Genomic DNA, 24,765 nt, shown 5'->3' on the forward strand with positions numbered 1-24,765 from the left:
GAGAGCAGTGAATGGGCCTCTATCGTAGCGCAAACGGCTTGCCTTGCGGCGGCGTGCTTGACCGCGCACCGCAGGCGACGTTACCCTGTGGCATCGATTACCGCAACTTACCCTGGAGCCGCATGCCGCCTTTCTTCCTTCCCAAGACCTTGCTCAGTATCGCGCTGGCCGCCATGGCGCTGCCGTTGACGGCGCACGGCGCCACGCCCGCCGCCGATCCATTGACGCAGCCGATCGCCTCGCCGTATGCGGCGCAGTGGAACCGTCCGCAGCAGCCTGCGCGCATCCACGGGGACACGTATTACGTGGGTGTGGGTGGCTTGAGCGTGGTGCTGATCGATACGCGCGACGGCTTGATCCTGATCGACGGCGCGCTGCCGCAATCGGTGGCCGCCATCAAGGAGCATATCCTCGAGCTGGGCTTTCGTCTGGAAGACATCAAGTTCATCCTGAATACGGAAGCGCATTTCGACCATTCGGGCGGCATCGCCGCCCTGGCCCGCGACAGTGGCGCGCAAGTGGTCGCCAGTCCGCTGGGAGCGCAGGCGCTGCGCGCGGGATCGGTGCTCGCTGCGGATCCGCAGGCGGGCGAAATCGAGCCCATGCCGGCCGTGGAAAATGTGCGTGAGATCGCCGACGGCGAAACCCTGCAGCTGGGTGACGTGACCGTCACGGCGCGCTACACGCCCGGTCATACGCCGGGCAGCACCAGCTGGACCTGGGTGTCGTGCGAGGATGCGGAGCGCACGGACTGCCTGAACGTGGTGTTTGGCGCCAGCCTCACGCCGGTGGGTGCCGACGATTTTCACTTCATCGGCGATGCGGGCCATGCCGACCTGACGCCGGCCTTCCGCCGTACCATGCGGGACTTCGCCAAGCTGCCGTGCGACATCCTGATCTCGGCCCACCCCGACCATTCCGGCGGCGACCGCAAGCTGACGCAATTGCTGGAAGGCGTCACGCCGAATCCCTTCATCGATGCGCAGGCGTGCGGCAGTTACGCAGCCAAGAATGAAGCGAAGCTCGATGCCCGCATCGCCAAGGAAAAAGCCATGGCTGGCGAGACTGCGACAAAATAACAACGTTGTCGCCTTCACCATGAAAAGCGGTTGACGCACTGCAGCATCCGGTGCAGAATCAGCGTTCGCAATTCAGATTAACCAACAAAAGAAAGGAACCCCATGTTCGAGCAGGCTGGCAGCAAGTCGTACCTCCACTAGCCCCGCGCATGACGCTCGGGGCCATCGGCATCTTGCCGATCCCGAGCCGGTGTCCTTGAAAACCCCGGTGAGGAAACTCGCCGGGGTTTTTTGGTTTACCAGTACCCCGGCATAACGCAGACATCAGGAACACCGTTATGCCCATTCATCAGACACTGCGCGGCGCCCATGTGCCCGTGCATATTTTTACCGACGATATCGACGCGCAGGCATTGCGCCAGCTGCACAATATCGCCAGCCTGCCCATCGTCCATCCGTATGTGGCGGCCATGCCCGATGTCCATGCCGGCATCGGCGCCACCGTCGGCAGCGTGATTCCCACGCGCGGCGCCGTCATTCCGGCCGCCGTGGGCGTGGACATCGGCTGCGGCATGAACGCCGTGCGTACCACCCTGACGGCCAGCGACTTGCCCGACAACCTGGCGCGCCTGCGCAGCGCCATCGAAGCGGAGGTGCCCGTCGGCTTCGAGCAGCACGACTGGAGCCGCGTGCAGGGTTCGCGCCATGCGCGCGCCGTGCGCCCCCTCGCCGGCCGCCTGGAGCACATCGTCGAGCGCCACCGCGGCATCGCCAAGATGCTGCGCCAGTGCGAACGCACGTGGATCTGCCAGGCCGGCACCCTCGGCGGCGGCAACCATTTCATCGAGATCTGCCTCGACGAGGAACAGCGCGTGTGGATCATGCTGCATTCGGGCTCGCGCGGCATCGGCAACGCCATCGGCCGCTACTTCATCGCTGCCGCGCAGAAGGACATGCGTCGCCACCAGCTGCAGCTGCCGGACGCGGACCTGGCCTATCTGAGTGCAGGCTCCACGGTGTTCGACGACTATGTGGAAGCGGTGGACTGGGCGCAGGATTACGCGCTGCTCAACCGCAGCGAGATGATGCGCCGCGTGCTCGACGTGCTGGCGAAGTTCGCGCCGCCGTTCCAGCTCGACGGGGAAGCGATCAACTGCCACCACAACTACATCGCGCGCGAAACGCATGGCAATGCCGATTTGTACGTGACGCGCAAGGGCGCCATTTCGGCGCGGCAGGGAGAGCTGGGCATCATCCCCGGCAGCATGGGCGCGCGCAGCTTCATCGTGCGCGGCAAGGGCAATCCGCAGTCGTTGTGTTCCTGCTCGCACGGAGCGGGGCGCAGCATGAGCCGCAGCGAGGCGAAGCGCCGCTATGATCGCTTCGACCTGGCCGAGCAGACTGCCGGCATCGAATGCCGCAAGGATGGCGGCGTGGTCGACGAGATTCCGACCGCCTATAAAAATATCGACGCCGTGATGGCGCACCAGAGCGACCTGGTGGAAATGGTGCATACCTTGCGCCAGGTCGTCTGCATCAAGGGTTGAAGGGAGAGCATATGAAAATCAAAGTGAAAGCCACGTCCAAGCCGCGCAATCCGCTGGTGGCGGCAGCGAAACTGCGCGGCGGCGCCGGTGCGCACCAGTCGGAAGTGTCGCCGCGCGCGGCGCGCAGGGCCGGCAAGCACCGCCTGCAGCAAATGCTTGCGGGCCGCCTCAAAGCTGACGATTAGCGCGCCGGATTAACGCGACGGCAGCTCGATGATGAAGTTCGGATCAAAAGCGGGATTTTGCGGCGCGCCGCTGCGCGCCTTGTAGCCGCAGGGGTTCGATACGACGCGGCAGTGGCCGATGCGGTAGTCGCGCGAGACGTGCAGGTGGCCATGCACCCACAGGTCCGCCTGCGCTGCCAGGTCGTCCAGGCGCGAAGCGTAGCCGGGCGAACACCCTTCGCTGCCGTAGGCATCGTCGACCGACTGCAAGGAGGGCGCCATGTGGCTGATGACCACCGTGCGGCCATCGAAGGGCTGCGCCAGCTCGCGCGCCAGCCACGCTTTTTGCTGCGCGTGGAACATGGCCGTGTCGGCCGCGCGCAGCTTGCGAAAGCCCATGCCGGCCAGACGGATGCGCTTGTAGTCGTTCATGACGGGCATGGCCGCTTGCCGCGTGTCGTCGCCCAGCAGGCGGAAATCCGTCCACAGGGTGGCGCCCAGGAAGCGCACGGCGTTGCCTGCCTGGTCGGTGATGACGTGGGTGTCGGCGTCGAGAAAATGCACGTTGGGCGTGGCGGCGCAGGCCGCGCGCAGCTCCTGGCGCACCTTGTCCAGATGGTGGCCATAGCCTTCGTGGTTGCCGTGCACGTACAGCACGGGCAGGCCCGCAAACGTGGTGGCGGCCCAGGCGACGGCGCGGGTGCCCGTGTCGATATCGCCGGCCAGGATGACGGCGTCGGGACAGCTGAGCGCGAGGTCGCCCTGCGGCGCTTCGTCGCGCCACAGCTCGTGGTGCAGGTCCGACAGTACCAATATACGCATGCTGTTTTCATGCCTGTTGAAAGGGCGCCATCGTACCTGAAGACCTTCACTCTTCCGGCAGCGCGGCGAAGCTGTGCGCCAGGTAGTCGATCAGCGCGCGCACGGCCGGCAGCAGGCCGCGTCGCGACGGAAACACGGCGTGGATGATTTCGCGCTGCGGCCGCCATTGCTCCATCAGCGGCAGCAGGCTGCCATTGGCCACCTGTTCGGTGATCATCATGGTTGGCAGCTGCACCACGCCCACGCCGGCCACGGCCGCGTCGCGCAAGGTCAGCATGTCGCCCGTGACGAAGCGCGGCGTATGGCGCAGCTGGGCGCGCGCGCCATTGGGACCATGCAAATCCCACTGGTAGTGCTGTTGCGGCATGCCCAGGGCCAGGCTGGGCCAGTCTGCCAGGTCGGCTGGCGCCTTCGGCATGGGCGCGCCGGCAAACAGCAAGGGGCTGCCCACCATGCACTGGCCCCGTTCGGCCAGCACGCGCAGCACCAGGTCGCTGTCGGGCAGTGGCGGCGGGCGCACGCGGATGGCCACGTCGATACCTTCGGCCACCAGGTCGACGCGGCGGTTGCTCGCTTCGAGCAGCAGGGTCACTTGCGGATGCGCGCGCATGAAACCGGCCAGCATGGGCGCGACCAGCGACTGCAGCAGGGCGATGGGGCAGGACAGGCGCACCGTGCCGCGTGGCGCGGCCCGCGTCAGTTCGATCGCTTCCTGCGCCGCTTCCGCTTCCACCAGCATCGCCTTGCAATGCTCGTAAAACGTCTGCCCCACGTCGGTGACGGAGAAATGCCGCGTCGTGCGCTGCAGCAGGCGCGCGCCGAGGCGCTCTTCCAGCAGCGCGATGCGCCGGCTCAGTTTGGATTTCGGCATGCCCAGCGCGCGCCCGGCCGGCGCGAAGCCGCCATGGTCGACCACCTGCACGAAGTAATACAAGTCATTCAAATCCTGCATGCCGCCTCCTGGATTGTTCTATTTTCGGAACGCTGATGGCCTATTTTACCGTCTACCGGCTTCATCGTTGCAAGCGTATTCTGTCTCCATCGTAATGCAAACCCCCAACAGGAGATCGAGATGAACAAAGTCACAGGTATCTACAGCGCACCGCGCCAGCACTGGGTAGGCGATGGTTTTCCCGTGCGCTCGATGTTTTCGTACGGTAGCCATGGCAAGCAGCTGAGCCCCTTCCTGCTGCTCGACTATGCCGGCCCCGCCGAGTTTGCGCCCGGCACGCGTCCGCCCGGCGTCGGCTCGCACCCGCACCGCGGCTTTGAAACGGTGACCATCGTCTACAAGGGCGAAGTGGCGCACCGCGATTCGACGGGCCAGGGCGGCGTGATCGGCCCCGGCGACGTGCAATGGATGACGGCCGGCGCCGGCATCCTGCATGAAGAGTTTCACTCGCCTGCCTTCACGCAGTCGGGCGGCACCCTGGAAATGGTGCAGCTGTGGGTGAACCTGCCGGCGAAAAACAAGATGACGGCGCCCGGCTACCAGGCCATCACCAGCGACACGATTCCCACGGTGGCGCTGCCGGACGGCGGCGGCTCGGTGCGCGTGATCGCGGGCGACTTCGCTGGTCAGCATGGCCCGGCCCGCACGTTCTCGCCGATGCAGGTGTGGGACGTGCGCCTGGCCCAGGGCAAGCTGACGGAGCTGCCCGTGGCCAAGGGCTGGAGCACGGCGCTGATCGTGCTGCATGGCACGGTGCTGGTCAATGGCGAGAGCGTGGTGCGCGAAGCGCAGATGGCGCTGTTCGAGCGCGATGGCGACAGCATCACCGTCGAGGCGAACAACGACGCCGTGGTGCTGCTGCTGAGCGGCGAGCCGATCGACGAGCCCATCGTCGGCCATGGCCCCTTCGTCATGAACACCGAAGCGGAAATCGCGCAGGCGTTCGAGGATTTCAACAGCGGCCGCTTCGCCCGCATCGCAAAATAATTTGTGCAGTCAATTTGTGTAGTACCTGTGCCGCATTCCGCGGCACGGTTTTTCAGGAGACCACCATGAGCACCCCCGCCAATTTCCAAGGTTTGCCACCGATGATCGATCCCGACGACGCCGTCATGCTGCTGATCGACCACCAGAGCGGCTTGTTCCAGCTGGTGCGCGACATCGAGCAGCACGTGCTGCGCGGCCACGTCACGGCGCTGGCCAAGCTGTCGCGCCTGGCCAAGATGCCGACGTTTACCACCGCTTCCGTGCCCGACGGCCCGAACGGCCCCTTGATCCCGGAAATCCACCATTTCAATCCGGAAGCCGTCTACATCCCGCGCACGGGCCAGATCAATGCCTGGGACAATCCGGCCTGGGTCGAGGCCATCGAAAAGACGGGCCGCAAGACCCTGCTGATCGCCGGCACGCTCACCAGCGTATGCATGGCCTTTCCCACCATCAGCGCGCTGGCGGCCGGTTATAAAGTGTTTGCCATCATCGACGCCTCGGGCAACTGGTCGAAGATGGCCACCGACATCACCATGGCGCGCGTGACGCAGGCGGGCGCCGTGCCGATCGACACGTATGCCGTGCTGGCTGAAGTGATGAGCACCTGGAACCGCGCCGATGCGATGGAATTTGCCGCCATCATGACCGACCACATCGTGCCGCCATACCGCGCGCTGATCGAAAGCTACGACAAGGCGCAGGGCGTGCAAAAGAATGGCCGCGAAACCAAGCTGGAAATCCTCGAGGCGGCATCCAAGGGCTGATTGCCGCTACGGCGTTTCGTAGCTGTTGCGTATCGCCGCCAGCACGCCGCGCTGTTCCAGGCGCGTGATGGCGGCGTTCAGGCGCGCCAGGTCGGCGGCGCTGGTCGTGCGGGCATTGAGCATCAGGTGCACGGGCGCGCGCAAGGCGAGGAAGGGCAGGGCGGCCAGGGCCACGCCCTGCTGGCGCGCTTCGTGGCGCACGGCCAGCACGTCACCCAGCAGCAGGTCGGCGCGGCCCGCGTCGAGCATGAGGATGCCTTGCCGGAAGCTGCCGAAGGTATTCAGGCGGCCATCCTTTTCCAGCGCCGGACGGGTCGCCGCATAGTCTGCCCCGTACCAGCCCACCTTGGGCGCCAGCAGGCTGGCCTTGCCGCGCGCGAGCTGCGCGAAGCTGGCGACCTGGCGCTGCACGACGGGCGCGCCGGCCTTGCCGAAGATGCCCACGGTTTCATCGCGGTAGCTGACGCTGAAACGCGCATACGCGTGGCGTTCCGACGTGTCGGAGGCGGCAGGCATCAGGTCCAGTCCCCCTTTCTGGAACAGCAACTGGCGCCGCGCCGTCGGCAGTTCCGGCAAGGTCACCAGGATGCAGTGCGCTTCCCTGAAGATGGCGCGCAGCAGTTCCAGGTCCAGGCCCGTATAGCTGCCCTGCGCATCGCGGTAGACATATGGCGGCCATTGCTCGAGCGCCATCGTCATGCGGCAGGCCTGGGTGGGCAGGACGCTGCCGGACAGCGTTGCCGCAAGCAGCACGTGGCGCAAGCGCATGGAACATCTCCGCAGTGGTTCAAGGGTAGTACTGAGCAATTTGCCAGAATGGCCACGGAAGTCAAGCGGTGCATGGCCGGTTGCGGATATCAAATGGGCTATAGTGGCGGCTGTCTTCATCCAAAGGAAATCCGCTTGACTCCCCCGCTCGAGATCGCCGCCAACGTGCTGATGACCGTTTCCATTGTCCTGGCCGGACGCAACAACATTCATTCCTGGTGGATCGGCATCGTCGGCTGCGTGCTGTTTGCCGTGCTGTTTTTCCAGGTCAACCTGTACGCCGACGTGATGCTGCAGCTGTTTTTCATCGTCACCTGCGTCATCGGCTGGCTGCAATGGCGGCGCGGCGCCGGTGGCAAGCCCTTGCCGATCACGCGCACGGGCTGGCGCAGCCTGGCTTGGGTGGTGCCGGCCGGCATCGCTTCCGTGGTGATCTACGGCATGCTGCTGCACCGCTTTACGAATGCCTACGCGCCTTTCATCGATTCGGCGGTGTTGGTATTTAGCATCATCGCGCAATTCCTGTTGATGAGCCGGCGCATCGAAACGTGGGCCTTCTGGCTGCTCGTCAACACCGTGGCCGTGCCGCTCTACTACAGCCGTGGCCTGTACCTGACGGCCGTCCTGTATGCGGCCTACTGGGTCAACGCCCTCATTTCCTGGTACTGGTGGAGCGTGCAGGCACGCCGCGCGGCGGCCGTGCCGCAGGAGATGGCCGACGCCTGATATTTCCATATACCAAGTCCTTAGATTCAAATCATATATACAATCAATTTTTAATTCGTTCACGCGCTAAAGACACCGGGATATAGTGGCCTTTCCCCGCTTACCGGTGTTTTTTATGTTGCGTTTTACCCTTTCTGCCTGTTTTTACGCCGCCCGGCACCAGCTGACCATGCAATGCATGGCGCAGTGGATGCCGGTGCGTGCCCGTCCACGCATCCCCTGAGTCACCCATCCGTTTCATTGCCGTTTGCCCGCTGGCCCACCCGGTCCGCGTGCCCCTGCTCGGCCTTTTTTACTGAAAAAGGCTGCAATCCCAATAAGAGGAAACCATGTTCAAACCACTCGCCATCAGTCTTGCCATCGCCGCCGCCTTTCCCGCCGTCTCCACCATCGCCCATGCCGAAGAGGACATGCTGCGCGTCAACGTCACCGGATCGAATATCCGCGTCAGCGAAAAAGAGGGCGCCAGCGCCGTGCAAGTCATCACGGCCAAGGAATTGAAAGCCAGCGGCAAGACCAGCGTGTCGGACGTGCTGCGCTCGATTTCCGCCAACAGCGGCAACAGCTACAACGAGCAATATACGGGCAGTTTCTCGGCCGGCACGTCGGGCCTGTCGCTGCGCGGCATCGGCCAGAAAAATACCCTGATCCTGGTGAACGGCAAGCGCGTGGCCAGCTATGCGACGGCGCAAAACCTGCAGGAAACCTTTGTCGACCTGAACAGCCTGCCGATGGCGGCCGTGCAGCGCATCGAGGTGCTCAAGGATGGCGCCTCGTCCATCTACGGTTCCGACGCCGTGGCCGGCGTCGTCAACATCATCCTGTACAAGGAATTCACGGGCACGGACATCACGGCGCAGTGGGGCGGCTCGACGGAAGGCACGGGCCAGCATGAAAAGAGCGCGGCGCTGCAGACGGGTTTCGGCAAGCTCGAGGAAGACGGCTACAGCCTGGTCTTCTCGATCGACACGCAGCAGCGCGACAAGCTGCAGCAAAGCGACGTGGCGTGGATGCGTGATGCGGATTTCCGCAAGCAGCAGCGTGGCGCGCTGGGCTGGGTCGCCACCAATTATGCTGGCAGCGATCCCACGCGGAGCCTGGGCGGCGTGCGCAGCCCGTTGCAACTGGTCAATTATGGCGACATCTCGCCGGGCAAGACGGGGCAAGTGCTCGCGTATAACCCGTCGCCATATAAAACCCTGATTCCCGGCATCCAGCGCGTGCACACGGCCGCGCGCGCCACCTTCAAGCTGAACGCGGACACGGAAGCGTACGTCGACCTGCTGCACAGTTATTCGCGCGCCGACCAGACCTTCAGCGCGCCGCTCACCGTCAACAATGCCACGCGCGTGTGGAACAACGCGACCCAGGCGCTCGACACGATCCCCGTCGTGCTGCCTGTCGGCCACCCGAACAATCCGGGCGCCACGCCCCTGCCGTTCACGGCCACCCTGTTCGACCTGGGACCGCGCCTGAAGCAGGACCGGGTCACCTTCTACCGCGCGCTGGCGGGCGTCAAGGGGACGCTGGCGGGCTGGGACTGGGATGCGGCCGTGGGCCACTCGAGCAGCAAGCTGGAAGAAACCGTGCAGAACTTCGTCAACCGCTACGAATTCCAGCAGGTGCTGGCCGACGGCAGCTATAACTTCTTCGACCAGTCGCAAAACAGCGAAGCGGTGCGCAACCGCCTGCGCCTGTCGACCCTGCGTCCGGCCGAATCGACTCTCGACACCGTCGATTTCTCGGCTTCGAAAGACCTGTGGCAATTGCCGGCCGGTCCGCTGGGCTTTGCCGCCGGTGCCCAGTGGCGCCGCGAAAAGATGGATTCGCAAACCTCGACGGCCGTGCTGTCGGGCACCGAGCTGCGCCCGGCCATCAACATCATCAACGGCTCGCGCAGCGTGTCGGCCCTGTTTGCCGAATTCAACGTGCCCGTCGTGAAAGACCTGTCCGTCAACCTGGCGGGCCGCGCCGACCATTACAGCGATTTCGGCAACGCGTTTTCGCCGAAAGCCAGCGCGCGCTACCAGGCGGCGCCATGGCTGCTGGTACGCGGCACCGTGTCGCGCGGCTTCCGCGCGCCGTCGCTGCCGGAAATCACGCAAAGCACGGCCGTCAGCTATGTCAGCGTGCTTGATCCGCGCGACCCGATCACGCCCACGCAGACGCGCGGCGTGACGGCCATTACCATCGCCAATACGGCGCTGCGTCCGGAACGGTCGAACAACCTGAACCTGGGCGTGGTGGTGTCGCCGACCAGCAGTTCGAGCATCGGCCTCGATTACTACCGCATCAAGCAAGATGGCGTGATCGGCACGGAAAGCGCCACCACCACGCTCGCCAACGAAGCGTCGGCGCCGCAGAAGATCACGCGCGATGCCGATGGCCGCATCACGACCCTGTACCGCCAGTACCGTAACCAGGGACAGCGCGAAGTGTCGGGCATCGACCTCGACCTGCGCCAGCGCTTCGTCGACAGGGACTGGGGCAAGCTGACCCTGGCCGGCCAGCTGAGCCGCGTGCTGCGCTTTGCCGAACCGCTGTCCGACGGCGCGCCGCTCACGGACGGCGCCGGCACCAATTACTTCGGTTCGATCCCGAAATGGCGCGGCGTCACGTCGGCCACCTGGGAGCAGGGCAAGTGGTCGTCCACGCTCACCTGGAATTACGTGGGCAGCTATGCGCAAAACACGCACCTCGATGAATCCGTGGCCGCCTTCAGCACCTTCGACGTGACCACCAGCTGGCAGGTGACGCCAGCGGCGAACGTCACCTTCATCGTGCAAAACCTGGCCAACAAGCGCGCGCCGTGGGATTACTCGGCATCAGGCTTCGACTATACGCAAGCGGACCCGCGCGGCCGCTTCGCGTCGTTAAAACTGAACTACAAGTTCTAGTGACCGTTTGACACCTGCCGCCCCGTCTGCTCGTGCAGGCGCTGGCGGTAGGCGCTGGGCGTGACGCCCATGCGTTCGCGAAAGGCCGTGGCGAAGTTGCCCGCGTTGTGAAAACCGATCAGCAGGGCGATATCCTGCACGTCGATGTCGGTCTGCTGCAGCAATTCCACGCCGCGGGCGATGCGCGCTTCGCGGATGAAGGCGAAGACCGTCATGCCAGTCTGCTCGCGGAACATCAGGGTCAGCTTTTCGCGGTAGGTGCCCACGCTGCGGGCGATGTCGGACAAGTTGGGCAAGCTGCCCAGGTTGTCGAGGATCAGCTGCTTGACGGCATTGACGAAGACGAGGTCCGGATGATGCTGCCGCTCGCTGATCGGCGCCGCTGCCGGCAGGGTACTGTTGCTTCTACGCATCAATCCCAGGTGGATATGGATGCGCGCGGCCAGTTCTTCCGGCAGGAAGGGCTTGGAAATGTAGTCGACGCCGCCCACCTGCAAGCCCATGATGCGCTCCTTGGCGGCATCGGCGCCGCTGAGAAAGATCACGGGTATCGGTTCCGTCTCGGGATTGGCCTTGAGCAAACGACACGCCGTGTAGCCATCCATTTCGGGCATGCGCACGTCGAGCAGGATCAGGTCGGGATGCGTGGCCAATGCCAGCTGGTAGCCCTGGTAGCCATTGAAGGCAATGCTGAAACGGTAGGGCTGCTCGCTGAGCAGCTCCATCAGCATGCGCTGCTCGAACGCGGAATCGTCCACGATCAGGATATTCTTTTTGATGGTTTCGCTGGTCAATGGCATGGCATGGATGACTTAACCAAATAGCAAGTTGTAGCTTATTATGCCTCGCTTTTTCTTTTTTTTCTGCTTTTCTCTTGTTTCAAAAGATGTTTCTCCGCCAGAAGAAGCGCGGATTTCCCAGATCGCCAATAATTCAATCATGCATTGATTTTAAGCAATGTCGCTTGCCAAAAAATCTGTTTTGCACATGCTGCAAACAATGCCGGAGTCCCCGGGTTCCTGACTCTCGGCACCAGTATGTTGTCGTCCTGGTTTGCGTGCCCAAGAAAACGCCGGCAATACCGTGACTATCCTCGATGCCCCTCATATTGGTGGGCTCATTAATGATGTTCCATCATCAGGAGGTATCATGTTGCGAGTTATTTCCCCCCGCCTTATCGTTGCCGCCAGCGTGGCCGTGGCCGCCGCAGCCCTCCTGCCTCGCGATGCGGACGCCGCCGTGTATCTGAATGGCAGCGCCACCATCAACTTTGACGTCACCCTGAAAATCATCGCCAATTGCACCATCGGCGCGGCCAATCTCGACTTTGGTCAAAGTCAGGGTGTACTGGCTACTGCCGTTAACGTCAATACGACCGTGAACGTCACCTGCACCAATACCACGTTGTACAACGTGGGCTTGACGGCCGGCACGGGCGCGGGCTCGAGCGGCACCACGCGCTATATGAGCGGCACGGGCGGCAATACGGGGACGGTGCAGTTCAACCTGTACCAGACGGCTGGCAGCACCTTGTGGGGCGATACGCAGGGCACGAATACCGTCGGCGGCACCGGCAATGGCTCATCGCAGCCGATCACCGTGTACGGCAATATTCCGCCGCAGGCGACACCGGCGCCCGATACCTACAAGTCGACCATCACGGCCACCGTTTACTTTTAAGCCAGGCGCTGCGTGAAGGCCGCCGCCGCCTCCCTGATGAAAAGCGTGCTGGCGCTGCTGGCCTGTTGCGCCGCGGGCGCACATGGCGCCAATCTGCAGATTTCGCCGGTGACGCTCAATTTGCGCGCCGCACAGAATGCAGCGGGCATCAACCTGCAAAACCTCGGCGACCAGCCCATCTACGGGCAGGTGCGGGTGTTCGCCTGGGAACAGCGCGATGGCGAGGAAACCCTGGCGCCCACGCAGGAACTGGTGGCCAGTCCGCCCATCGTCGAAATCGCCGCCAACAGCCGGCAAACCATCCGCCTCGTGCGTGCCCAGGCTGGCCCCGTCGCGCAGGAAAAGACGTATCGCGTGCTCATCGATGAAGTCAGCCGCGAGGATGATGGCGGGCGCAGCGGCGTCGATATCCGCCTGCGCTACTCGGTGCCCGTGTTCGTGCTGCCGGCCGGTGCGCCGGGCAAGGAAATACTCGACTGGCAAGTCTTTCGTGAGCGGGGCGAGTGGATGTTGCGCGTCAAGAACAGCGGCAATTTCCATGCGCAGATCGGCGCGATGACGTTGACGAACCAGGCGGGCAAGGAATTTGTCATCAGCAAGGGCCTGTTTGGCTATGTCCTGGCGGCACGCATGCGCGTATGGCGCCTGCCCGTCGCCAGGGAGGCCGAACTGGATGGACCGTTGAGTATTGCGGTGAACGTGAATGCAAAGGCGCTCGTTGCCACGAATTCGACACCTTGAACCGGGCCGCCATGGCGCGCAGGCATCCTTGCTGTTGCTGCTGCTGGCCATGGTACCGGTGGCCAGGGCCGATGGATCGACCGGCGAGACGGGCGCCGATCCGGGACCGGCCAGCTTGCCCAGCGACCCGATGGCGCCGAATGAACTGTATCTGGAGGTGATTGTGAATGCTGAATCAACCGGGCTGATCTTGCGCTTTACCCAGGTGGGCAAAGGCTTGCGCAGCAGTGTCGCGAACTTGCAGCAGCTGGGGCTGGACCCGGCGCGCCTGTCCGCACCCGGTCAGACCGAGGTGGCGCTCGATGCGATTCCCGGACTCAGCTATGAATATGATGCGGCGCGCCAGAGCGTGTCGCTGCAGGTGGCGGACGACTTGCGCTCGCCGTACCGCATCGATGCGCGCCTGGCCCCGCAGACGCCGCCGTCGCGCGTCACGCCCGGCGCCGTCCTCAATTACGAAGCCTATGCGGAATTGGGCCGGACGCGGCGCGCCGCCATCTTCAACGACTTGCGCTATTTCAATGACAGCGGCGTGTTCAGCAATACCGGCACCGTGAACCTGGGCTCGGACCAGCGCAAGTACATGCGCTTTGACACCTTCTGGAGCCACGCCTATCCCGACACCCTGCAAACGTGGCAAGTGGGCGACCTGATTTCCTCGTCGCTGAGCTGGAGCCGCGCCGTGCGCGTGGGCGGCGTGCAGTGGCGCAAGAATTTCCAGCTGCGTCCCGACTTGCTGACCTTTCCCGTCGCCTCCGTCGATGGCACGGCGCTCGTGCCCTCGTCGCTGAGCCTGTACGTCAATGGCGTGCAGCAATATGCTGCCAGCGTGCCCAGCGGTCCGTTCGTGCTGAACCAGGTGGCCGGCATCAATGGCGCAGGGCAAGCCACCCTCATCACGCGCGACGCCCTGGGACGCAGCGTGACGACCGTGCTGCCCCTGTACGTCGATACGCGCATGCTCGCTGGCGGCTTGAGCGATTATTCGGTCGAGGCGGGCGCCGTGCGGCGCGACTATGGCCGCCGTCTGTTCGGCTATGCGCGGCAGTTCGTGGCCAGCGCTTCCGTCCGCCATGGCGTCAGCGACAGCCTCACCATCGAGGGCCATGCGGAACTGGCCGCCGGCCTGTACCAGGCGGGGGCGGGCGCGCTGGTGCGGCTGGGCCAGGCGGGCGTGCTCAGCGGTTCGCTGTCGGCCAGCGCGGGGCACAGCCGTGGCGCGCAGCTGGGCGCCGGCTATCAGTACGTGGGCCCGCGCTTCAGCGTCGATGCGCAAAGCGTGCGCGCCAGCGCCGGGTTTGGCGACCTGGCCTCGCGCGACGGCAGTCCCGTGGTGCGCGCGGCGGACCGCGTCACCGTCAGCCTGCCTTTGCCGGCAGGAAGCAGCATCAGCAGCAGCTACATCAGCTACCGCACACCGGGCGCGCCGTCCTCGAAGCTGGCCACCCTGGGCTATTCAGCCACCCTGTTTCACGGCCTGTTCCTGAACGCCAGCCTGTTCCAGGACTTGCGGCAACGCGAGAAGCGGGGGTTTTATATCGGCCTGAGCATGGCCTTCGACAACAACCTGGCCGTCAGCACGAGCGTCAGCCGGCAAAACGGCGAGAGCGGCCGCAGCGTCAGCGCGCAGCGTGCGGCGGACTTTGGCGGCGGCTTCGGCTGGAATTTGCAGGCCGGCACCGTGGGCGGCAATACCTACCGGCAGGCGCAAGTGGAATACCTGGGCAATGACGGCCGCGTGAGCGCGCGCACGCAAAGCGGTGGCATGGGCAATGCCTCGTCGCTGGGCGCGTCCGGCGCACTGGTGCTGATGGATGGCCATGTCGAGACGACGCGCCAGGTGGGCAACGGTTTTGCGCTCGTGTCCACGGGCGGCGTGAGTGATATTCCTGTGCTGCATGAAAACCGCCGGATCGGCGTGACGGGCAGGAACGGCTATCTGCTGGTGCCGAATTTGAATCCCTATGGCAATAACCAGATCAGCATCTCCACGGATGAACTCGACGTCGACGCGCGCGTGCCCGTGACCAATATGACGGTCGTGCCGCAACAGCTGGCTGGCGTGCTGGCGGCCTTTCCCGTCGAACGCTACAGCGCCGCCACCGTCATCGTGCAAGGCGCCGACGGCAAGCCGCTGGCCACGGGCTTGCCCGTGCTGCATGTGCAAAGCGGCAAGCAGACGGTCGTGGGCTTTGACGGCATCATTTTCGTCGACGACCTGCGCGAGCAGAATCAGTTGCAAGTGGGCGAGGGCGACAGCGCGTGCACGGTCGGCTTTGCGTACGTGCGTCCTGCCGCGGGCGGCTTGCCCGTGATCGGCCCGCTGCGCTGCGTTGTCACTGCCTCCGCCGGAGGAGGCCGCTGATGCGCCGCCTGCTGTTATGGCTGACCCTGCTGCTGGGCTGCGCCTGGGGCAGCGTGGCGCAGGCTGCCGATACCTGCACGGTCAGCATGACGAATATCGATTTCGGTTCCGTCAGCCCGATTTCCGGCACCGATTACGTGGCGCAGGCCACGGGCACCTTCAGTTGCCTGTTTTCATCGCTGAACCTGGGACAGTTGCTCACGCCCAATGCGCAAGTGTGCATTTCGCTGGGGCTGGGCACGAATTCCACGTCGGCCCTGCCGCGCAAGCTGGGCAATGGCAGCAACCGCATGGATTACAACGTGTACGTGGACAACTCGTATGCGACGGCGAAGATATGGGGAGGTGCCGGCGTGGCGGGCGCACCGTCGACCTTTGGCATGACCCTGTCAGCCGGCTTGCTGGCCCCGCCCGGCACGTATTCCACCACCTTTACCGTGTACGCCAAGATTCCTGCCGGCGCGGCCCTGGCCGCCGTGCCCACGGTCGCCAACGCCAATACCGTCTATACGTCGAGTTTTGCGGGCGCGGGCACCTACACCTACACCACGTATGGCCTCGTCAACCTGCAAGGGTGCACGGCCACCAGCGGCAGTTTCGGCTTCACGGTCAATGCCACGGCCATCAACGATTGCACCATCGCGGCCACGCCGATGGCGTTCGCGAACGCCTCCATTCTGACGGGCAACTTGCGCAGCACCAGCACCTTGTCCGTGCGCTGCGTGAATAACAACGCCTACCAGATTGCCCTGAACGGCGGCAGCGTGGCGGCCAATGTGGCCAACCGGCAAATGAAAAATCTCTTAACGACGGACAAGGTCAGCTACCTGCTGTCGTCCACCCTCGATGGCCCGCTCTGGGGCGATGGCACGGCGGGCACGAGCATGGTGACGGGCACGGGGACGGGCTCCAGCGTGCCGCTGACGATATACGGCCGCGTGCCGGCGCAGGTGTCGCCGCGTCCCGGCGACTACAAGGACACAGTGACGGCAACGATTTATTTTTAGAACGTGACGGTGACGAGGCCGGCGCCCGATGGCGTCGCCTGCTGGTGCAGCAGGTAGGGCGTGTTGTGCTGGCAGCGTACCTGGGTGCTGTTGCGTTGCGAGACGACAGTGCACGCTTCCTGCACGACGAAGGTAGCCTGCAGCGTCGCGGAAGCGGTGGTACCGGCGGTGGTGGTCTGGCAGAGGGACAGGGCGAGCAGGGCAGGCAGTACGGCAAGCTTCAAAGGGGTCATCGTGAACGCATCGAGTGAAAAACGGGCGTGGACAGCAGCGCCGCAAGGCGTGGCTGGTACCGTTTTCGCACCGGGATTGGGGGAGCAGAACCAGCCATGATTGTACTTGAACAAGGAAAGTGTGAGTTTTCGTGTATTTTCAGCCCGTCGCAAGGGCAAGCACCTCACTTTCAAAATGATAGTAACTAAGTTTCCGTGTTGCAACTGAAATTTTTTTCGATTGTTGTGTTGGATCAATGTGAGGAGATGGCCATGAAACATACCAACTTTAATAATTTGCCTTGCCCGATTGCGCGCAGCCTGGGCAAGGTGGGCGAATGGTGGAGCATCCTCATCCTGCGCGAAGCGTTTTATGGCAAGACGCGCTTCGACGAATTTGAAAAAAGCCTCAAGATCGCGCCCACCATCCTGACGCGCCGCCTGGCCGACCTGGTGGAGGGCGGCTTGATGACGCGCCGCCTGTATTGCGCCAAGCCGCCCCGCTACGACTATGTGCTGACCAAGTCCGGGCGCGCCTTCAAGCCCGTCCTGCTGGCGTTTATCGCCTGGGGCAATGAAAACTTCGCGCCGGAAGGCGCCAGCCTCGTCATCGCCAGCCGCGACACGGGCCTGGCCGCCGATCCTGTGCTGGTCGACGCGACGACGGGCTTGCCCATCAATGACGAGTATTACGCGTTCGCGCCAGGGCCTGCCGCCAGCGACAGCATGCGCAGCATCATCCTCGATGCGGAAAAAAGCAGCGGCATTGCGCCCAAGCCGAAGGCGCCGGCGGCCAACCGTGGCTGGGTGGCGGAAGGGCATCTGGCCTGAGGACGCGCTGGCGGAGGTGCGCAGAGTTTGGCGCAAAGCAAGACGGACTGCACGGCATGGCCTTACCGTCGCACTATGCAATGCAAGTGCGGCGCAGGCCCGGTTGTGCAGGGCATGGCGCCATCCGTGACCCGATGTCCGTTGAAGGAGTATTCCGATGAGCACACTGCAACAACATGCCTGCCGCGCCGCCACCGTGCTGGCGCTGGCCGCCCTGCTGGGCGCCTGTAGCCATGGCCCGCATCACCCGGGCGGCCATGACGTCACCTTGACGGGCGCGCAGGAAGTGCCGGCCAACACCAGCACGGCCAGCGGCAGCAGCTCCATCCGCGTCGACCGCGACCGCAGCGTCAGCGGCGGCGTGCGCTATACGGGCATGGTGGCCACCGTCGCGCATATCCATGAAGCGCCGGCGGGCGCCAACGGCCCCGTCATCGTGCCGCTTGTGAAAACGGCCGAAGGCATGTTTGCCGTGCCGCCGAACACCATGCTCACGCCGCCCCAGTACGCGAGCTACCAGGCCGGCAACCTGTACGTGAACGTGCACAGCGCCGCCTACCCGGCCGGCGAGATCCGCGCCCAGCTCAAGCCCTAGCCGACGGCGCTTTTCAGAAACCTCCTTGGGCCGCGCGAGCGGCCTTTTTTTGCGCCAGGCGGCCAGCCGGTAACGCGCGCTACAATGGCGTTTCATGCTGACCATCCTCGCCATCACCTTTCCCTTCTTCGCCCTGGTGCTGTGCGGCTACCTGGCCGTGCGGCGCACGCTGCTGCCGCTGGCCGCCATCGGCGGCTTGAACAGTTTTGTCCTGTACTTCGCGCTTCCCTGCATGCTGTACCGCTTCGGCGCCGCCACGCCCATCGCGCAGCTGCTTAATGCCAGCGTGTTCGGCGTGTATCTGCTGTGCGCCCTGATCATGGTCGGCGTCACCACGGCCATGACCCTGAGCCACCGCATCGACTGGAACAACGCCGCCTTCGGTGCGCTGGTGGCGGCCTTCCCGAACACGGGCTTCATGGGCGTGCCCCTGCTATTGACCTTGCTCGGGCCCCGTTCTTCCGGCCCCGTCATCGTCACCATCGTCGTCGACATGTTGATTACCAGCTCGCTGTGCATCGCGCTGTCGCGTATCGGCAGCGGCGGCGCGCACGGCAGCCGCGCCGCCATCGTCAACGCCATGAAAGGCATGGCCGGCAACCCGATGCCGTGGGCGATCGTGCTGGGCGCGCTGTCGTCGTGGCTGGAGCTGGCCTTGCCCAAGCCGTTGATGCAGACGGTGGGCTTGCTGGCCGACGCCGCCTCGCCGGTTGCCCTGTTTACCATCGGCGCCGTGCTGGCCCGTTCGCAAATGAGTACGGCCGACCCGGCGCCGCCGGGAGAATATGTGCCCGTGGCGCTGAAAAAACTGCTGCTGCATCCGCTGCTGGTGTGGGGCACCGGCCACGCGGCCATCGCGCTGGGCGTGCCGCTCGATCCGTTCGCGCTGACCTGCATGGTGCTGGTGGCTTGCCTGCCCAGCGCCAGCAACGTCTCGCTGCTGTCGGAACGCTTCGGCGCGAACACGGCGCGCATCGCCCGCATTATTTTAGTCTCGACGGCGCTGTCTTTTTTGACGTTTTCGGCGGCCGTCAGCTGGCTGGCGTGACGTTGGCGGCGATCAGCGCGCCGAGCGCCTGCGCCGCTCCCGGCTGCGTGTCCAGCGCCAGGCCGTGCGCCATGGTGGCCTGGTCCTGCATGCTGCGGTTCTGTCCCAGCTTCCATTTGCCCGTGATGCGCGTGAGGGGAATCTCGATGCCGACGATGGCTTTGAGCATCTTGTCGATATAGTCGGCCGGGGCATCGCTCACCTGCCACGGCGCGGCGAGCCCCGCCTCATGGCGCGCCGTCAGCCGCGTTACCAGTCCCAGCAGCCACGCCGCGTCGTCGATGGCGCGCAGGGGGCCGTGGGCGTGCACCACCGCGTAATTAAAGGTCGGCACTTCCTTGCCGCTGCGCTGCTTTTCCGCATACCAGGCGGGCGTGATGTAGGCGTGCGGGCCCTGGAAGATCACCATGCAGTCGGTACCTGCGGCGCGCCACAGCGGGTTGGCGCGCGCCACGTGGGCGCGCAGGGTGCCGAACGGAGCGTCAGACGTGGGCGCGGCGATCTCGAACGGCAGGTGGTCGGCGCACAAGCCATCGGCACCGTGGCGCACCAGCGCCCCCAGCGGATGCGCGGCCATCAAGCCACGCAGCACGTCGAGGCGTTCTTCGCGAAAGCTGGCAGGCGAGTACATTTATTCGGCTCCTTCCACGACCACGTCGGCCGTCAGCGAATTGGCGATGTAGCAGCGCTCGTGCGCGTCGTGGTGCAGGGCCGCCAGCGCCTCGGGCGATGGCGGCGTTCCCGCAAAGACGATGCGCGGACGCAGCACGATGCGCGTCATGGCCAGGCGGCCTGCCGCATTTTTTCCCAGGTCGCCGACGGCGGCGTCGCGGTAGCCGTCGATGACGTAGCCGCGCTGCGCTGCCAGCGACAGGAAGAACAGCATGTGGCAGCTCGACGTGGCCGCCACCAGCGCTTCTTCCGGATCGATGTTTGCTTCCACCGACATGGGCAGCGGCACGGACAGGGGCGACGACGAGGCGGCTACGGTCAGGCCGCCGTCGAACTGCCATTCATGGCCACGGCTGTAGCGCTGGCCGGCAAAATCCTGGCCGTCGCGCTGCCAGGCCACGGTGGCGAAAAACTGATGCATGGATGCTCCGCAAGAGTAAAGGGGATGCGCCATCTTAGCGCCAGTTTTGGCTATTTAAAATATCCAATAAGTGCTATCTTGAAGCTACCAATTCAAGAGCCCTCCACCATGCCAGCTTCCCATTTGCACCAGATCATCGCCGCCTTGCCGCTGCAGCGCGACGCCAGCGAGCCGCTGTTTCGCCAGCTGTATGCGGTCATCAAGGCGGCCATCCTCGACGGCCGCATAAGTCCCGGCATGCAGCTACCGCCCACGCGCGATTTTTGCCGCCTGCTGGACGTGTCGCGCCAGACGGTGCTCAATGCGTATGCGTTGTTGACGGCGGAAGGTTATCTCGATGGCGCCGTGGGGCGCGGCACCTTCGTCAGCCGCGACGTTCCGCTGCCGGCGCCTGTCCCTGCCGCGGCGCCCGGCCTGCTGCGCCCCCTGTCGGCGCGCGGCCAGGGCGTGGTGGCGGCCATGCGCCAGGTGGCGGTGCACCGTGGCCCGCTGCGCGCCTTCCGCGTCGGCATGCCGCGCATCGACCATTTTCCGTTCGACGTATGGAACCGCCTGGAAGCGCGGCGCTGGCGCCGGCCCGACCACCATTTCGGCTACAGCGACCCGGCCGGCTATCTGCCGCTGCGCGAGCTGCTGTGCGTGTATCTGAAGGCGTCGCGCGGAGTCCAGTGCACGCCGCAGCAAATTGTGATTACCTCCGGTTCGCAGCAGGCGCTGTTCTTGCTGTCGACCATTTTGCTGGCGCAGGGCGATGCGGCCTGGATGGAGTCGCCCGGCTACCGGGGCGCCAGTGGTCCCTTGCGCGCGGCCGGCGCGCGGGTCTTTCCCGTCCCCGTCGATGCGCAGGGGCTGGATGTGGCGTATGGCGTGGCGCACTGTCCGCAGGCGAAGCTGGCGTACGTGACGCCATCGCACCAGATGCCGCTGGGCGTGAGCATGAGCTTGCCCCGCCGGCTGGCCTTGCTGGCCTGGGCCGCGCACAATAAAGCGTGGCTGGTGGAAGACGATTACGACAGCGAATACCGCTACACGGGTGCGCCGCTCGCTTCCCTGCAAAGTCTGGACCGGGCCGGCTGCGTGGTCTACGTCGGCACCCTGTCGAAGGTGCTGTTTCCCGGGCTGCGCTTGGGCTATATGGTGGCGCCGCCCGCGCTGGCCGACGCGCTGATGCAGGCCAAGGCCGTGATGGACCGGCACACGGCCATTGTGCCGCAGATGGCGCTGGCCGACTTCATCGCCGAGGGCCACTTTGGCCGCCATATCCGCCGCACGCGCGACAGCAATGCCGAACGGCGCGACCTGCTGGTGCGCGGCATCGCGCGCGAACTGGACGACCAGCTGGCGTGCGGTCCGACCGACAGCGGCCTGGAACTGTGCGCGTATTTTCGCGCCGGCCACGATGAAGAAACGGTCTCGCGCACGGGGCTGGCACGGGGTATCGAACTGCGTCCGCTGGGCCACTATGCCGATCCGGCGGCCGGGCCCGAGTGCGCCACGCCGCCCGGGCTGCTGCTGGGCTTTGCGGCCATCCCCCCGGACGAGATGGCGCACGGCTTGCAGGAACTGGGGCGCATCCTGCGCGGCCGATAAACTATACTGGCACTTGCCTGCACACGAAGAACACGACCATGAATATTACCCGCTGCGCCTGGGCCAACCCGGCCAATCCCCGCTATCTCGACTACCACGACACGGAGTGGGGCGTGCCCTGCCACGACGAGCGCCGGCTGTTCGAAATGCTGAACCTGGAAGGCGCGCAGGCTGGCCTGAGCTGGGAAACCATCCTCAACAAACGCGACACCTACCGCGCCGCGTTCGATGACTGGGACGCGGAAAAGATCGCCGCGTATGGCCCGGACAAGGTGGCGCAGCTGCTGGCGGACCCGGGCATCGTGCGCAACCGCCTGAAGGTGGCGGCCGCCATCACGAATGCGCAAGCCTATCTGCGCCTGCGCGCGCAAGGGCAGACCCTCGACAGCTTCCTGTGGGCCTACGTCGATGGCCAGCCCATCGTCAACAGCTGGCAGCCGGGCGAGTTTCCCGCCAAGACGGCCCTGTCCGACAAATTGTCGAAAGACTTGCTCAAGCTGGGCTTCAAGTTCGTCGGTTCGACCATCATCTACGCCTACATGCAGGGCATCGGCATGGTCAACGATCATGCGCCCGCCTGCTTTTGCCGCGCGGGGCGCTGATGCGCCGCGCGCTCGTCGTGCTCGACACGGATTTTGACGGCGCCCGCCTGCATGCCGCCTGCGTGGCGCATGGCGGGCGTGGCCTGCATTACATCGCGCTGGCACCGCGTCCCGTCGATGCGCGTCACTTGCCCGAAGAGTGGCGCGCGCAGTGGCCCCTTTGCGTGCCGGGCCTGCACCGCATGGTCTCGCACGATGGTCTCGTCACGCTCGACGTGCTGATCGGCGAGCCCGATGCCTGCCTGGCGCAATTGTCGGCGCGCGTCGATGCAGTCCACCTGGCCTGGGTGCCGGCGGCCACGCCGGTGCTGGCCCGTCTGATGATGGACGGCGCCCGCCTGCAGGCCGTGCACCTGGACGAAGCGCAGCGCGCGGCACTGCAAAAGAACGGCTTTGTTTTTGACGAGAGCCGGCTGCGCGCCGTGTTTTATGCGCGGCGGGCGGAGCACACGGCCGTCACCGCGCCCGAGAGGCGCGCCATCGTCATCGGCGCGGGCGTGGCCGGTGCGGCCGCCTGCGAACGGCTGGCCGCGCGCGGCTGGAAAGTGACCCTGGTTGAACGCCACACGCAGCCGGCCAGCGAGGCGTCGGGCAACCTGGCCGGCATCTTCATGCCGCAGCTGTCGAAGGACGACAACATCGCCACGCGCCTCGTGCGCGCCGCCTACCTGTACGCGCTGCGCTACTGGCAAGACCTGGGCGGTATCGGCAATGCTTTTGACGGCGCACAATGCGGCGTGTTGCAGCTGGCGCGCGATGCCGAACACGCGTTCGTGCAGCGGCAGATCGCCGCCAGTGGCCTGTATCCGCGCCAATTTGCCCATTGGCTGGAAGCGCCGGAAGCTGCCGCCATGCTGGGCGCGCCGGCGCCCGATGGCGCCTGGTGGTTCGAACAGGGCGGCTGGGCGCGCCCGTCCTCCGTCTGCGCGGCCATGCTGGACGCCTGCGGCAGTTTGCTCACGCGGCGCTTTTCCAGCAGCGCCCTGCGCCTGGAGCGTGGCGATCAGGAATGGCTGGTGCGCGATGCGGACGGCACCCTGGTCGCGGCCGCGCCCACGGTGATTCTGGCCGCCGGCACGGGCGCCGTGCGGTTCGAGCAGGCGGCGGGCTTGCCGCTGGACGCCGTGCGTGGCCAGGTCACGCACCTGGCCGAGGGCAGCTTGCCCTCCTTGCCCTTCGTCGTCTGCCGCGAAGCCTACATGACGCCGGCGCACGAGGGCGTCGTGTGCGTGGGCGCCAGCTACGATGCGGACGCGGACGCCAGCTTGCGCCCATCGAGCCAGGAAGACAATATCGCGAAGATCGCCGACATCCTCGGCATGGCCCCGTTCGACGCGCCGCTGGCGGGCCGCACGGGCTTTCGCTGCGTGGCGCCGGACCGCCTGCCGCTGGCCGGCGCCTTGCCCGACCCCGGCGCGCCGGGCCGCTGCGAACGCCTGCGCGACGTGCCGCGCTGGCCCGGCCTGCATGGCTTGCTCGGATACGCCTCGCGCGGCCTGATCTGGGCGCCGCTGGCGGCCGAACTGCTGGCTTGCCAGCTGGAGGGGGAGCCGCTGCCGCTGGAACGTCAGTTGGCAGAGGCGCTTGATCCTGCGCGTTTTCTACTTCGCGAACGCCGCCGCGTTTCCTGATGACACCCAAAGGCAAATTCCGGGGTCGGACCCTCAGGGTCCGACCCCGGCGTCTGCTCTTGGGTTAACAATCAAGAGATGGCGCCAACGCGCGTGAACGTTTGACCCCATATACGTTTTTCAGCTTTCCAAACTCTTTTTAATTTGTTTTCCGAACAACATAAGTTCGCTACAGTGGACTCGTGCTGGTTTTTGACGATGGAATAAAGAGGTGGAAAGATGGCTGCTGCAGAACTGATTTTCGATCCCCGCGCCGCGCACGGCGAGGCGGCTTTTGACGAAGTGCTCAATCTCGCGCGCACCCAGGCGCAGGCACAGGGCTTGCCGTATGCGGGCATCGTCAGCGCGCAGGATGCGTGGCAGCTGGTGCAGGCCGGCAAAGCCGTGCTGGTCGACGTGCGCACGAATGAAGAGCGCACTTTCGTCGGCTACGTGCCCGCCTCGCTGCACGTGGCGTGGGCCACCGGCACGGCCATGAACCGCAATCCCCGCTTTGTGCGCGAACTGGAAGCGAAGGTGGGCGGCAAGGATGCCGTCGTGGTGCTGCTGTGCCGCAGCGGCAAGCGCTCGGCCGCGGCTGCCGAAGCGGCGGCCAAGGCCGGTTTCACGCACGTCTTCAATATCGCGCAAGGCTTCGAGGGTGACCTCGACGAGCAGCAGCAGCGCGGCCACAGCGGTGGCTGGCGCTGGCATGCGCTGCCCTGGCTGCAAGATTAATTCT

26 protein-coding genes are annotated in these 24,765 nt (G+C 65.1%); 18 read left to right on the forward strand and 8 right to left on the reverse strand.

The features are described from left to right. The first annotated feature begins 11 nt into the window (after positions 1–11). The 3 genes from bla (at position 12) to CLU90_RS29735 (ending at position 2,751) form a co-directional block, all read left to right on the forward strand. Positions 12–1,079 (forward strand): subclass B3 metallo-beta-lactamase, encoded by a 1,068-nt coding sequence (gene bla, locus CLU90_RS21105; RefSeq protein WP_232731282.1) that lies wholly within the window; start codon positions 12–14, stop codon positions 1,077–1,079. Between the two features lie 278 nt (positions 1,080–1,357). Next, positions 1,358–2,566 (forward strand): RtcB family protein, encoded by a 1,209-nt coding sequence (locus tag CLU90_RS21110; protein WP_100428847.1) that lies wholly within the window; start codon positions 1,358–1,360, stop codon positions 2,564–2,566. 11 nt (positions 2,567–2,577) lie between these two features. Beyond that, positions 2,578–2,751: a hypothetical protein gene (locus CLU90_RS29735; RefSeq protein WP_175539415.1), complete on the forward strand. Its 174-nt coding sequence runs from the start codon at positions 2,578–2,580 to the stop codon at positions 2,749–2,751. Positions 2,752–2,760: 9 nt separating this feature from the next. Here CLU90_RS29735 and CLU90_RS21115 read toward each other — a convergent pair whose 3' ends face one another. Both CLU90_RS21115 and CLU90_RS21120 read right to left on the reverse strand, forming a co-directional pair. Beyond that, the gene (locus CLU90_RS21115; protein WP_100428848.1) at positions 2,761–3,552 is read right to left on the reverse strand and encodes a metallophosphoesterase family protein; all 792 of its coding nucleotides are present in this window, start codon (positions 3,550–3,552) and stop codon (positions 2,761–2,763) included. A gap of 46 nt (positions 3,553–3,598) precedes the next feature. Continuing rightward, positions 3,599–4,504 (reverse strand): LysR family transcriptional regulator, encoded by a 906-nt coding sequence (locus CLU90_RS21120; RefSeq protein ID WP_100428849.1) that lies wholly within the window; start codon positions 4,502–4,504, stop codon positions 3,599–3,601. Between the two features lie 120 nt (positions 4,505–4,624). Between CLU90_RS21120 and CLU90_RS21125 the strand changes: the two genes are divergently transcribed. Continuing rightward, complete coding sequence (locus CLU90_RS21125) at positions 4,625–5,491, forward strand: pirin family protein (RefSeq protein ID WP_100428850.1); 867 nt, start codon at positions 4,625–4,627, stop codon at positions 5,489–5,491. Between the two features lie 65 nt (positions 5,492–5,556). Continuing rightward, complete coding sequence (locus tag CLU90_RS21130; RefSeq protein ID WP_198511246.1) at positions 5,557–6,258, forward strand: isochorismatase family protein; 702 nt, start codon at positions 5,557–5,559, stop codon at positions 6,256–6,258. A 6-nt stretch (positions 6,259–6,264) separates the two neighbouring features. Here CLU90_RS21130 and CLU90_RS21135 read toward each other — a convergent pair whose 3' ends face one another. Continuing rightward, the gene (locus tag CLU90_RS21135; RefSeq protein ID WP_100428851.1) at positions 6,265–7,026 is read right to left on the reverse strand and encodes a substrate-binding periplasmic protein; all 762 of its coding nucleotides are present in this window, start codon (positions 7,024–7,026) and stop codon (positions 6,265–6,267) included. 135 nt (positions 7,027–7,161) lie between these two features. Here CLU90_RS21135 and pnuC point away from each other — a divergent pair, with 135 nt between their 5' ends. Both pnuC and CLU90_RS21145 read left to right on the forward strand, forming a co-directional pair. Then, positions 7,162–7,752 carry a nicotinamide riboside transporter PnuC gene (gene pnuC / locus CLU90_RS21140; RefSeq protein WP_092718472.1) on the forward strand — a complete coding sequence of 197 codons (591 nt, stop codon included), beginning with the start codon at positions 7,162–7,164 and terminating at the stop codon, positions 7,750–7,752. A 329-nt stretch (positions 7,753–8,081) separates the two neighbouring features. Further along, a complete protein-coding gene (locus tag CLU90_RS21145) occupies positions 8,082–10,649 on the forward strand; it encodes a TonB-dependent receptor (protein WP_100428852.1) in 2,568 nt (855 codons plus the stop codon). Here CLU90_RS21145 and CLU90_RS21150 read toward each other — a convergent pair. Both CLU90_RS21150 and CLU90_RS30140 read right to left on the reverse strand, forming a co-directional pair. Beyond that, on the reverse strand, positions 10,646–11,449 hold the full coding sequence (locus tag CLU90_RS21150; protein ID WP_100428853.1) for a response regulator transcription factor: 804 nt from the start codon (positions 11,447–11,449) through the stop codon (positions 10,646–10,648). The two genes, CLU90_RS21145 and CLU90_RS21150, sit on opposite strands and share 4 nt — an antisense overlap. Before the next feature lie 12 nt (positions 11,450–11,461). Further along, positions 11,462–11,590, reverse strand: coding sequence for a hypothetical protein (locus tag CLU90_RS30140; RefSeq protein WP_269800035.1), 129 nt, complete (start codon positions 11,588–11,590; stop codon positions 11,462–11,464). 208 nt (positions 11,591–11,798) lie between these two features. On the opposite strand from CLU90_RS30140, the gene CLU90_RS21155 reads away from it, so the two are divergent. The 4 genes from CLU90_RS21155 to CLU90_RS21170 are packed head-to-tail and all read left to right on the forward strand — an operon-like array spanning position 11,799 to position 16,442. Further along, complete coding sequence (locus tag CLU90_RS21155; RefSeq protein ID WP_100428854.1) at positions 11,799–12,329, forward strand: Csu type fimbrial protein; 531 nt, start codon at positions 11,799–11,801, stop codon at positions 12,327–12,329. 12 nt (positions 12,330–12,341) lie between these two features. Beyond that, positions 12,342–13,070: a fimbrial biogenesis chaperone gene (locus tag CLU90_RS21160; RefSeq protein ID WP_232731283.1), complete on the forward strand. Its 729-nt coding sequence runs from the start codon at positions 12,342–12,344 to the stop codon at positions 13,068–13,070. Continuing rightward, positions 13,048–15,435 (forward strand): fimbria/pilus outer membrane usher protein, encoded by a 2,388-nt coding sequence (locus CLU90_RS21165; RefSeq protein WP_232731284.1) that lies wholly within the window; start codon positions 13,048–13,050, stop codon positions 15,433–15,435. The genes CLU90_RS21160 and CLU90_RS21165 overlap by 23 nt, the downstream gene beginning before the upstream one ends. Next, positions 15,435–16,442 carry a Csu type fimbrial protein gene (locus tag CLU90_RS21170; protein ID WP_092718484.1) on the forward strand — a complete coding sequence of 336 codons (1,008 nt, stop codon included), beginning with the start codon at positions 15,435–15,437 and terminating at the stop codon, positions 16,440–16,442. The genes CLU90_RS21165 and CLU90_RS21170 overlap by 1 nt, the downstream gene beginning before the upstream one ends. Here the strand turns inward: CLU90_RS21170 and CLU90_RS21175 are convergent. Next, positions 16,439–16,675, reverse strand: coding sequence for a hypothetical protein (locus CLU90_RS21175; protein ID WP_092718488.1), 237 nt, complete (start codon positions 16,673–16,675; stop codon positions 16,439–16,441). The two genes, CLU90_RS21170 and CLU90_RS21175, sit on opposite strands and share 4 nt — an antisense overlap. Before the next feature lie 252 nt (positions 16,676–16,927). Between CLU90_RS21175 and CLU90_RS21180 the strand changes: the two genes are divergently transcribed. The 3 genes from CLU90_RS21180 to CLU90_RS21190 all read left to right on the forward strand — a co-directional run bounded on the left by CLU90_RS21180 (position 16,928) and on the right by CLU90_RS21190 (position 19,128). Beyond that, a complete protein-coding gene (locus tag CLU90_RS21180; protein WP_034753667.1) occupies positions 16,928–17,485 on the forward strand; it encodes a winged helix-turn-helix transcriptional regulator in 558 nt (185 codons plus the stop codon). Positions 17,486–17,642: 157 nt separating this feature from the next. Next, positions 17,643–18,080, forward strand: a complete 438-nt coding sequence (locus tag CLU90_RS21185) for a CHRD domain-containing protein (RefSeq protein ID WP_100428856.1) — start codon at positions 17,643–17,645, stop codon at positions 18,078–18,080. Between the two features lie 94 nt (positions 18,081–18,174). Next, positions 18,175–19,128: an AEC family transporter gene (locus CLU90_RS21190; RefSeq protein WP_100428857.1), complete on the forward strand. Its 954-nt coding sequence runs from the start codon at positions 18,175–18,177 to the stop codon at positions 19,126–19,128. Here CLU90_RS21190 and CLU90_RS21195 read toward each other — a convergent pair. Both CLU90_RS21195 and CLU90_RS21200 read right to left on the reverse strand, forming a co-directional pair. Beyond that, on the reverse strand, positions 19,112–19,759 hold the full coding sequence (locus CLU90_RS21195) for an FMN-binding negative transcriptional regulator (protein ID WP_100428858.1): 648 nt from the start codon (positions 19,757–19,759) through the stop codon (positions 19,112–19,114). The genes CLU90_RS21190 and CLU90_RS21195 overlap by 17 nt on opposite strands. Further along, positions 19,760–20,221 (reverse strand): OsmC family protein, encoded by a 462-nt coding sequence (locus CLU90_RS21200; protein ID WP_092718495.1) that lies wholly within the window; start codon positions 20,219–20,221, stop codon positions 19,760–19,762. A gap of 108 nt (positions 20,222–20,329) precedes the next feature. On the opposite strand from CLU90_RS21200, the gene pdxR reads away from it, so the two are divergent. The 4 genes from pdxR to CLU90_RS21220 all read left to right on the forward strand — a co-directional run bounded on the left by pdxR (position 20,330) and on the right by CLU90_RS21220 (position 24,761). Beyond that, positions 20,330–21,811, forward strand: a complete 1,482-nt coding sequence (gene pdxR / locus CLU90_RS21205; protein WP_100428859.1) for a MocR-like pyridoxine biosynthesis transcription factor PdxR — start codon at positions 20,330–20,332, stop codon at positions 21,809–21,811. A 38-nt stretch (positions 21,812–21,849) separates the two neighbouring features. After that, on the forward strand, positions 21,850–22,413 hold the full coding sequence (locus CLU90_RS21210) for a DNA-3-methyladenine glycosylase I (RefSeq protein ID WP_100428860.1): 564 nt from the start codon (positions 21,850–21,852) through the stop codon (positions 22,411–22,413). Continuing rightward, entirely contained in the window at positions 22,413–24,044 is a 1,632-nt protein-coding gene (gene mnmC, locus CLU90_RS21215) for an FAD-dependent 5-carboxymethylaminomethyl-2-thiouridine(34) oxidoreductase MnmC (protein ID WP_100429529.1), read from the forward strand. Before CLU90_RS21210 ends, mnmC begins: the two co-directional genes overlap by 1 nt. A 219-nt stretch (positions 24,045–24,263) precedes the next feature. Then, positions 24,264–24,761, forward strand: a complete 498-nt coding sequence (locus CLU90_RS21220) for a rhodanese-like domain-containing protein (RefSeq protein WP_100428861.1) — start codon at positions 24,264–24,266, stop codon at positions 24,759–24,761. Positions 24,762–24,765: the final 4 nt, after the last annotated feature.

This window comes from Janthinobacterium sp. 67 (assembly GCF_002797895.1).
Classification (GTDB): domain Bacteria; phylum Pseudomonadota; class Gammaproteobacteria; order Burkholderiales; family Burkholderiaceae_D; genus Janthinobacterium.

Bases quoted from the DNA above. Each gene is read 5' to 3' on its own strand.
- bla (WP_232731282.1), top strand. From the start codon at position 12: ATGGGCCTCTATCGTAGCGCAAACGGCTTGCCTTGCGGCGGCGTGCTT.
- CLU90_RS21110 (WP_100428847.1), top strand. From the start codon at position 1,358: ATGCCCATTCATCAGACACTGCGCGGCGCCCATGTGCCCGTGCATATT.
- CLU90_RS29735 (WP_175539415.1), top strand. From the start codon at position 2,578: ATGAAAATCAAAGTGAAAGCCACGTCCAAGCCGCGCAATCCGCTGGTG.
- CLU90_RS21115 (WP_100428848.1), bottom strand. From the start codon at position 3,552: ATGCGTATATTGGTACTGTCGGACCTGCACCACGAGCTGTGGCGCGAC.
- CLU90_RS21120 (WP_100428849.1), bottom strand. From the start codon at position 4,504: ATGCAGGATTTGAATGACTTGTATTACTTCGTGCAGGTGGTCGACCAT.
- CLU90_RS21125 (WP_100428850.1), top strand. From the start codon at position 4,625: ATGAACAAAGTCACAGGTATCTACAGCGCACCGCGCCAGCACTGGGTA.
- CLU90_RS21130 (WP_198511246.1), top strand. From the start codon at position 5,557: ATGAGCACCCCCGCCAATTTCCAAGGTTTGCCACCGATGATCGATCCC.
- CLU90_RS21135 (WP_100428851.1), bottom strand. From the start codon at position 7,026: ATGCGCTTGCGCCACGTGCTGCTTGCGGCAACGCTGTCCGGCAGCGTC.
- CLU90_RS21145 (WP_100428852.1), top strand. From the start codon at position 8,082: ATGTTCAAACCACTCGCCATCAGTCTTGCCATCGCCGCCGCCTTTCCC.
- CLU90_RS21150 (WP_100428853.1), bottom strand. From the start codon at position 11,449: ATGCCATTGACCAGCGAAACCATCAAAAAGAATATCCTGATCGTGGAC.
- CLU90_RS30140 (WP_269800035.1), bottom strand. From the start codon at position 11,590: ATGATTGAATTATTGGCGATCTGGGAAATCCGCGCTTCTTCTGGCGGA.
- CLU90_RS21155 (WP_100428854.1), top strand. From the start codon at position 11,799: ATGTTGCGAGTTATTTCCCCCCGCCTTATCGTTGCCGCCAGCGTGGCC.
- CLU90_RS21170 (WP_092718484.1), top strand. From the start codon at position 15,435: ATGCGCCGCCTGCTGTTATGGCTGACCCTGCTGCTGGGCTGCGCCTGG.
- CLU90_RS21175 (WP_092718488.1), bottom strand. From the start codon at position 16,675: ATGACCCCTTTGAAGCTTGCCGTACTGCCTGCCCTGCTCGCCCTGTCC.
- CLU90_RS21180 (WP_034753667.1), top strand. From the start codon at position 16,928: ATGAAACATACCAACTTTAATAATTTGCCTTGCCCGATTGCGCGCAGC.
- CLU90_RS21185 (WP_100428856.1), top strand. From the start codon at position 17,643: ATGAGCACACTGCAACAACATGCCTGCCGCGCCGCCACCGTGCTGGCG.
- CLU90_RS21190 (WP_100428857.1), top strand. From the start codon at position 18,175: ATGCTGACCATCCTCGCCATCACCTTTCCCTTCTTCGCCCTGGTGCTG.
- CLU90_RS21195 (WP_100428858.1), bottom strand. From the start codon at position 19,759: ATGTACTCGCCTGCCAGCTTTCGCGAAGAACGCCTCGACGTGCTGCGT.
- CLU90_RS21200 (WP_092718495.1), bottom strand. From the start codon at position 20,221: ATGCATCAGTTTTTCGCCACCGTGGCCTGGCAGCGCGACGGCCAGGAT.
- pdxR (WP_100428859.1), top strand. From the start codon at position 20,330: ATGCCAGCTTCCCATTTGCACCAGATCATCGCCGCCTTGCCGCTGCAG.
- CLU90_RS21210 (WP_100428860.1), top strand. From the start codon at position 21,850: ATGAATATTACCCGCTGCGCCTGGGCCAACCCGGCCAATCCCCGCTAT.
- mnmC (WP_100429529.1), top strand. From the start codon at position 22,413: ATGCGCCGCGCGCTCGTCGTGCTCGACACGGATTTTGACGGCGCCCGC.
- CLU90_RS21220 (WP_100428861.1), top strand. From the start codon at position 24,264: ATGGCTGCTGCAGAACTGATTTTCGATCCCCGCGCCGCGCACGGCGAG.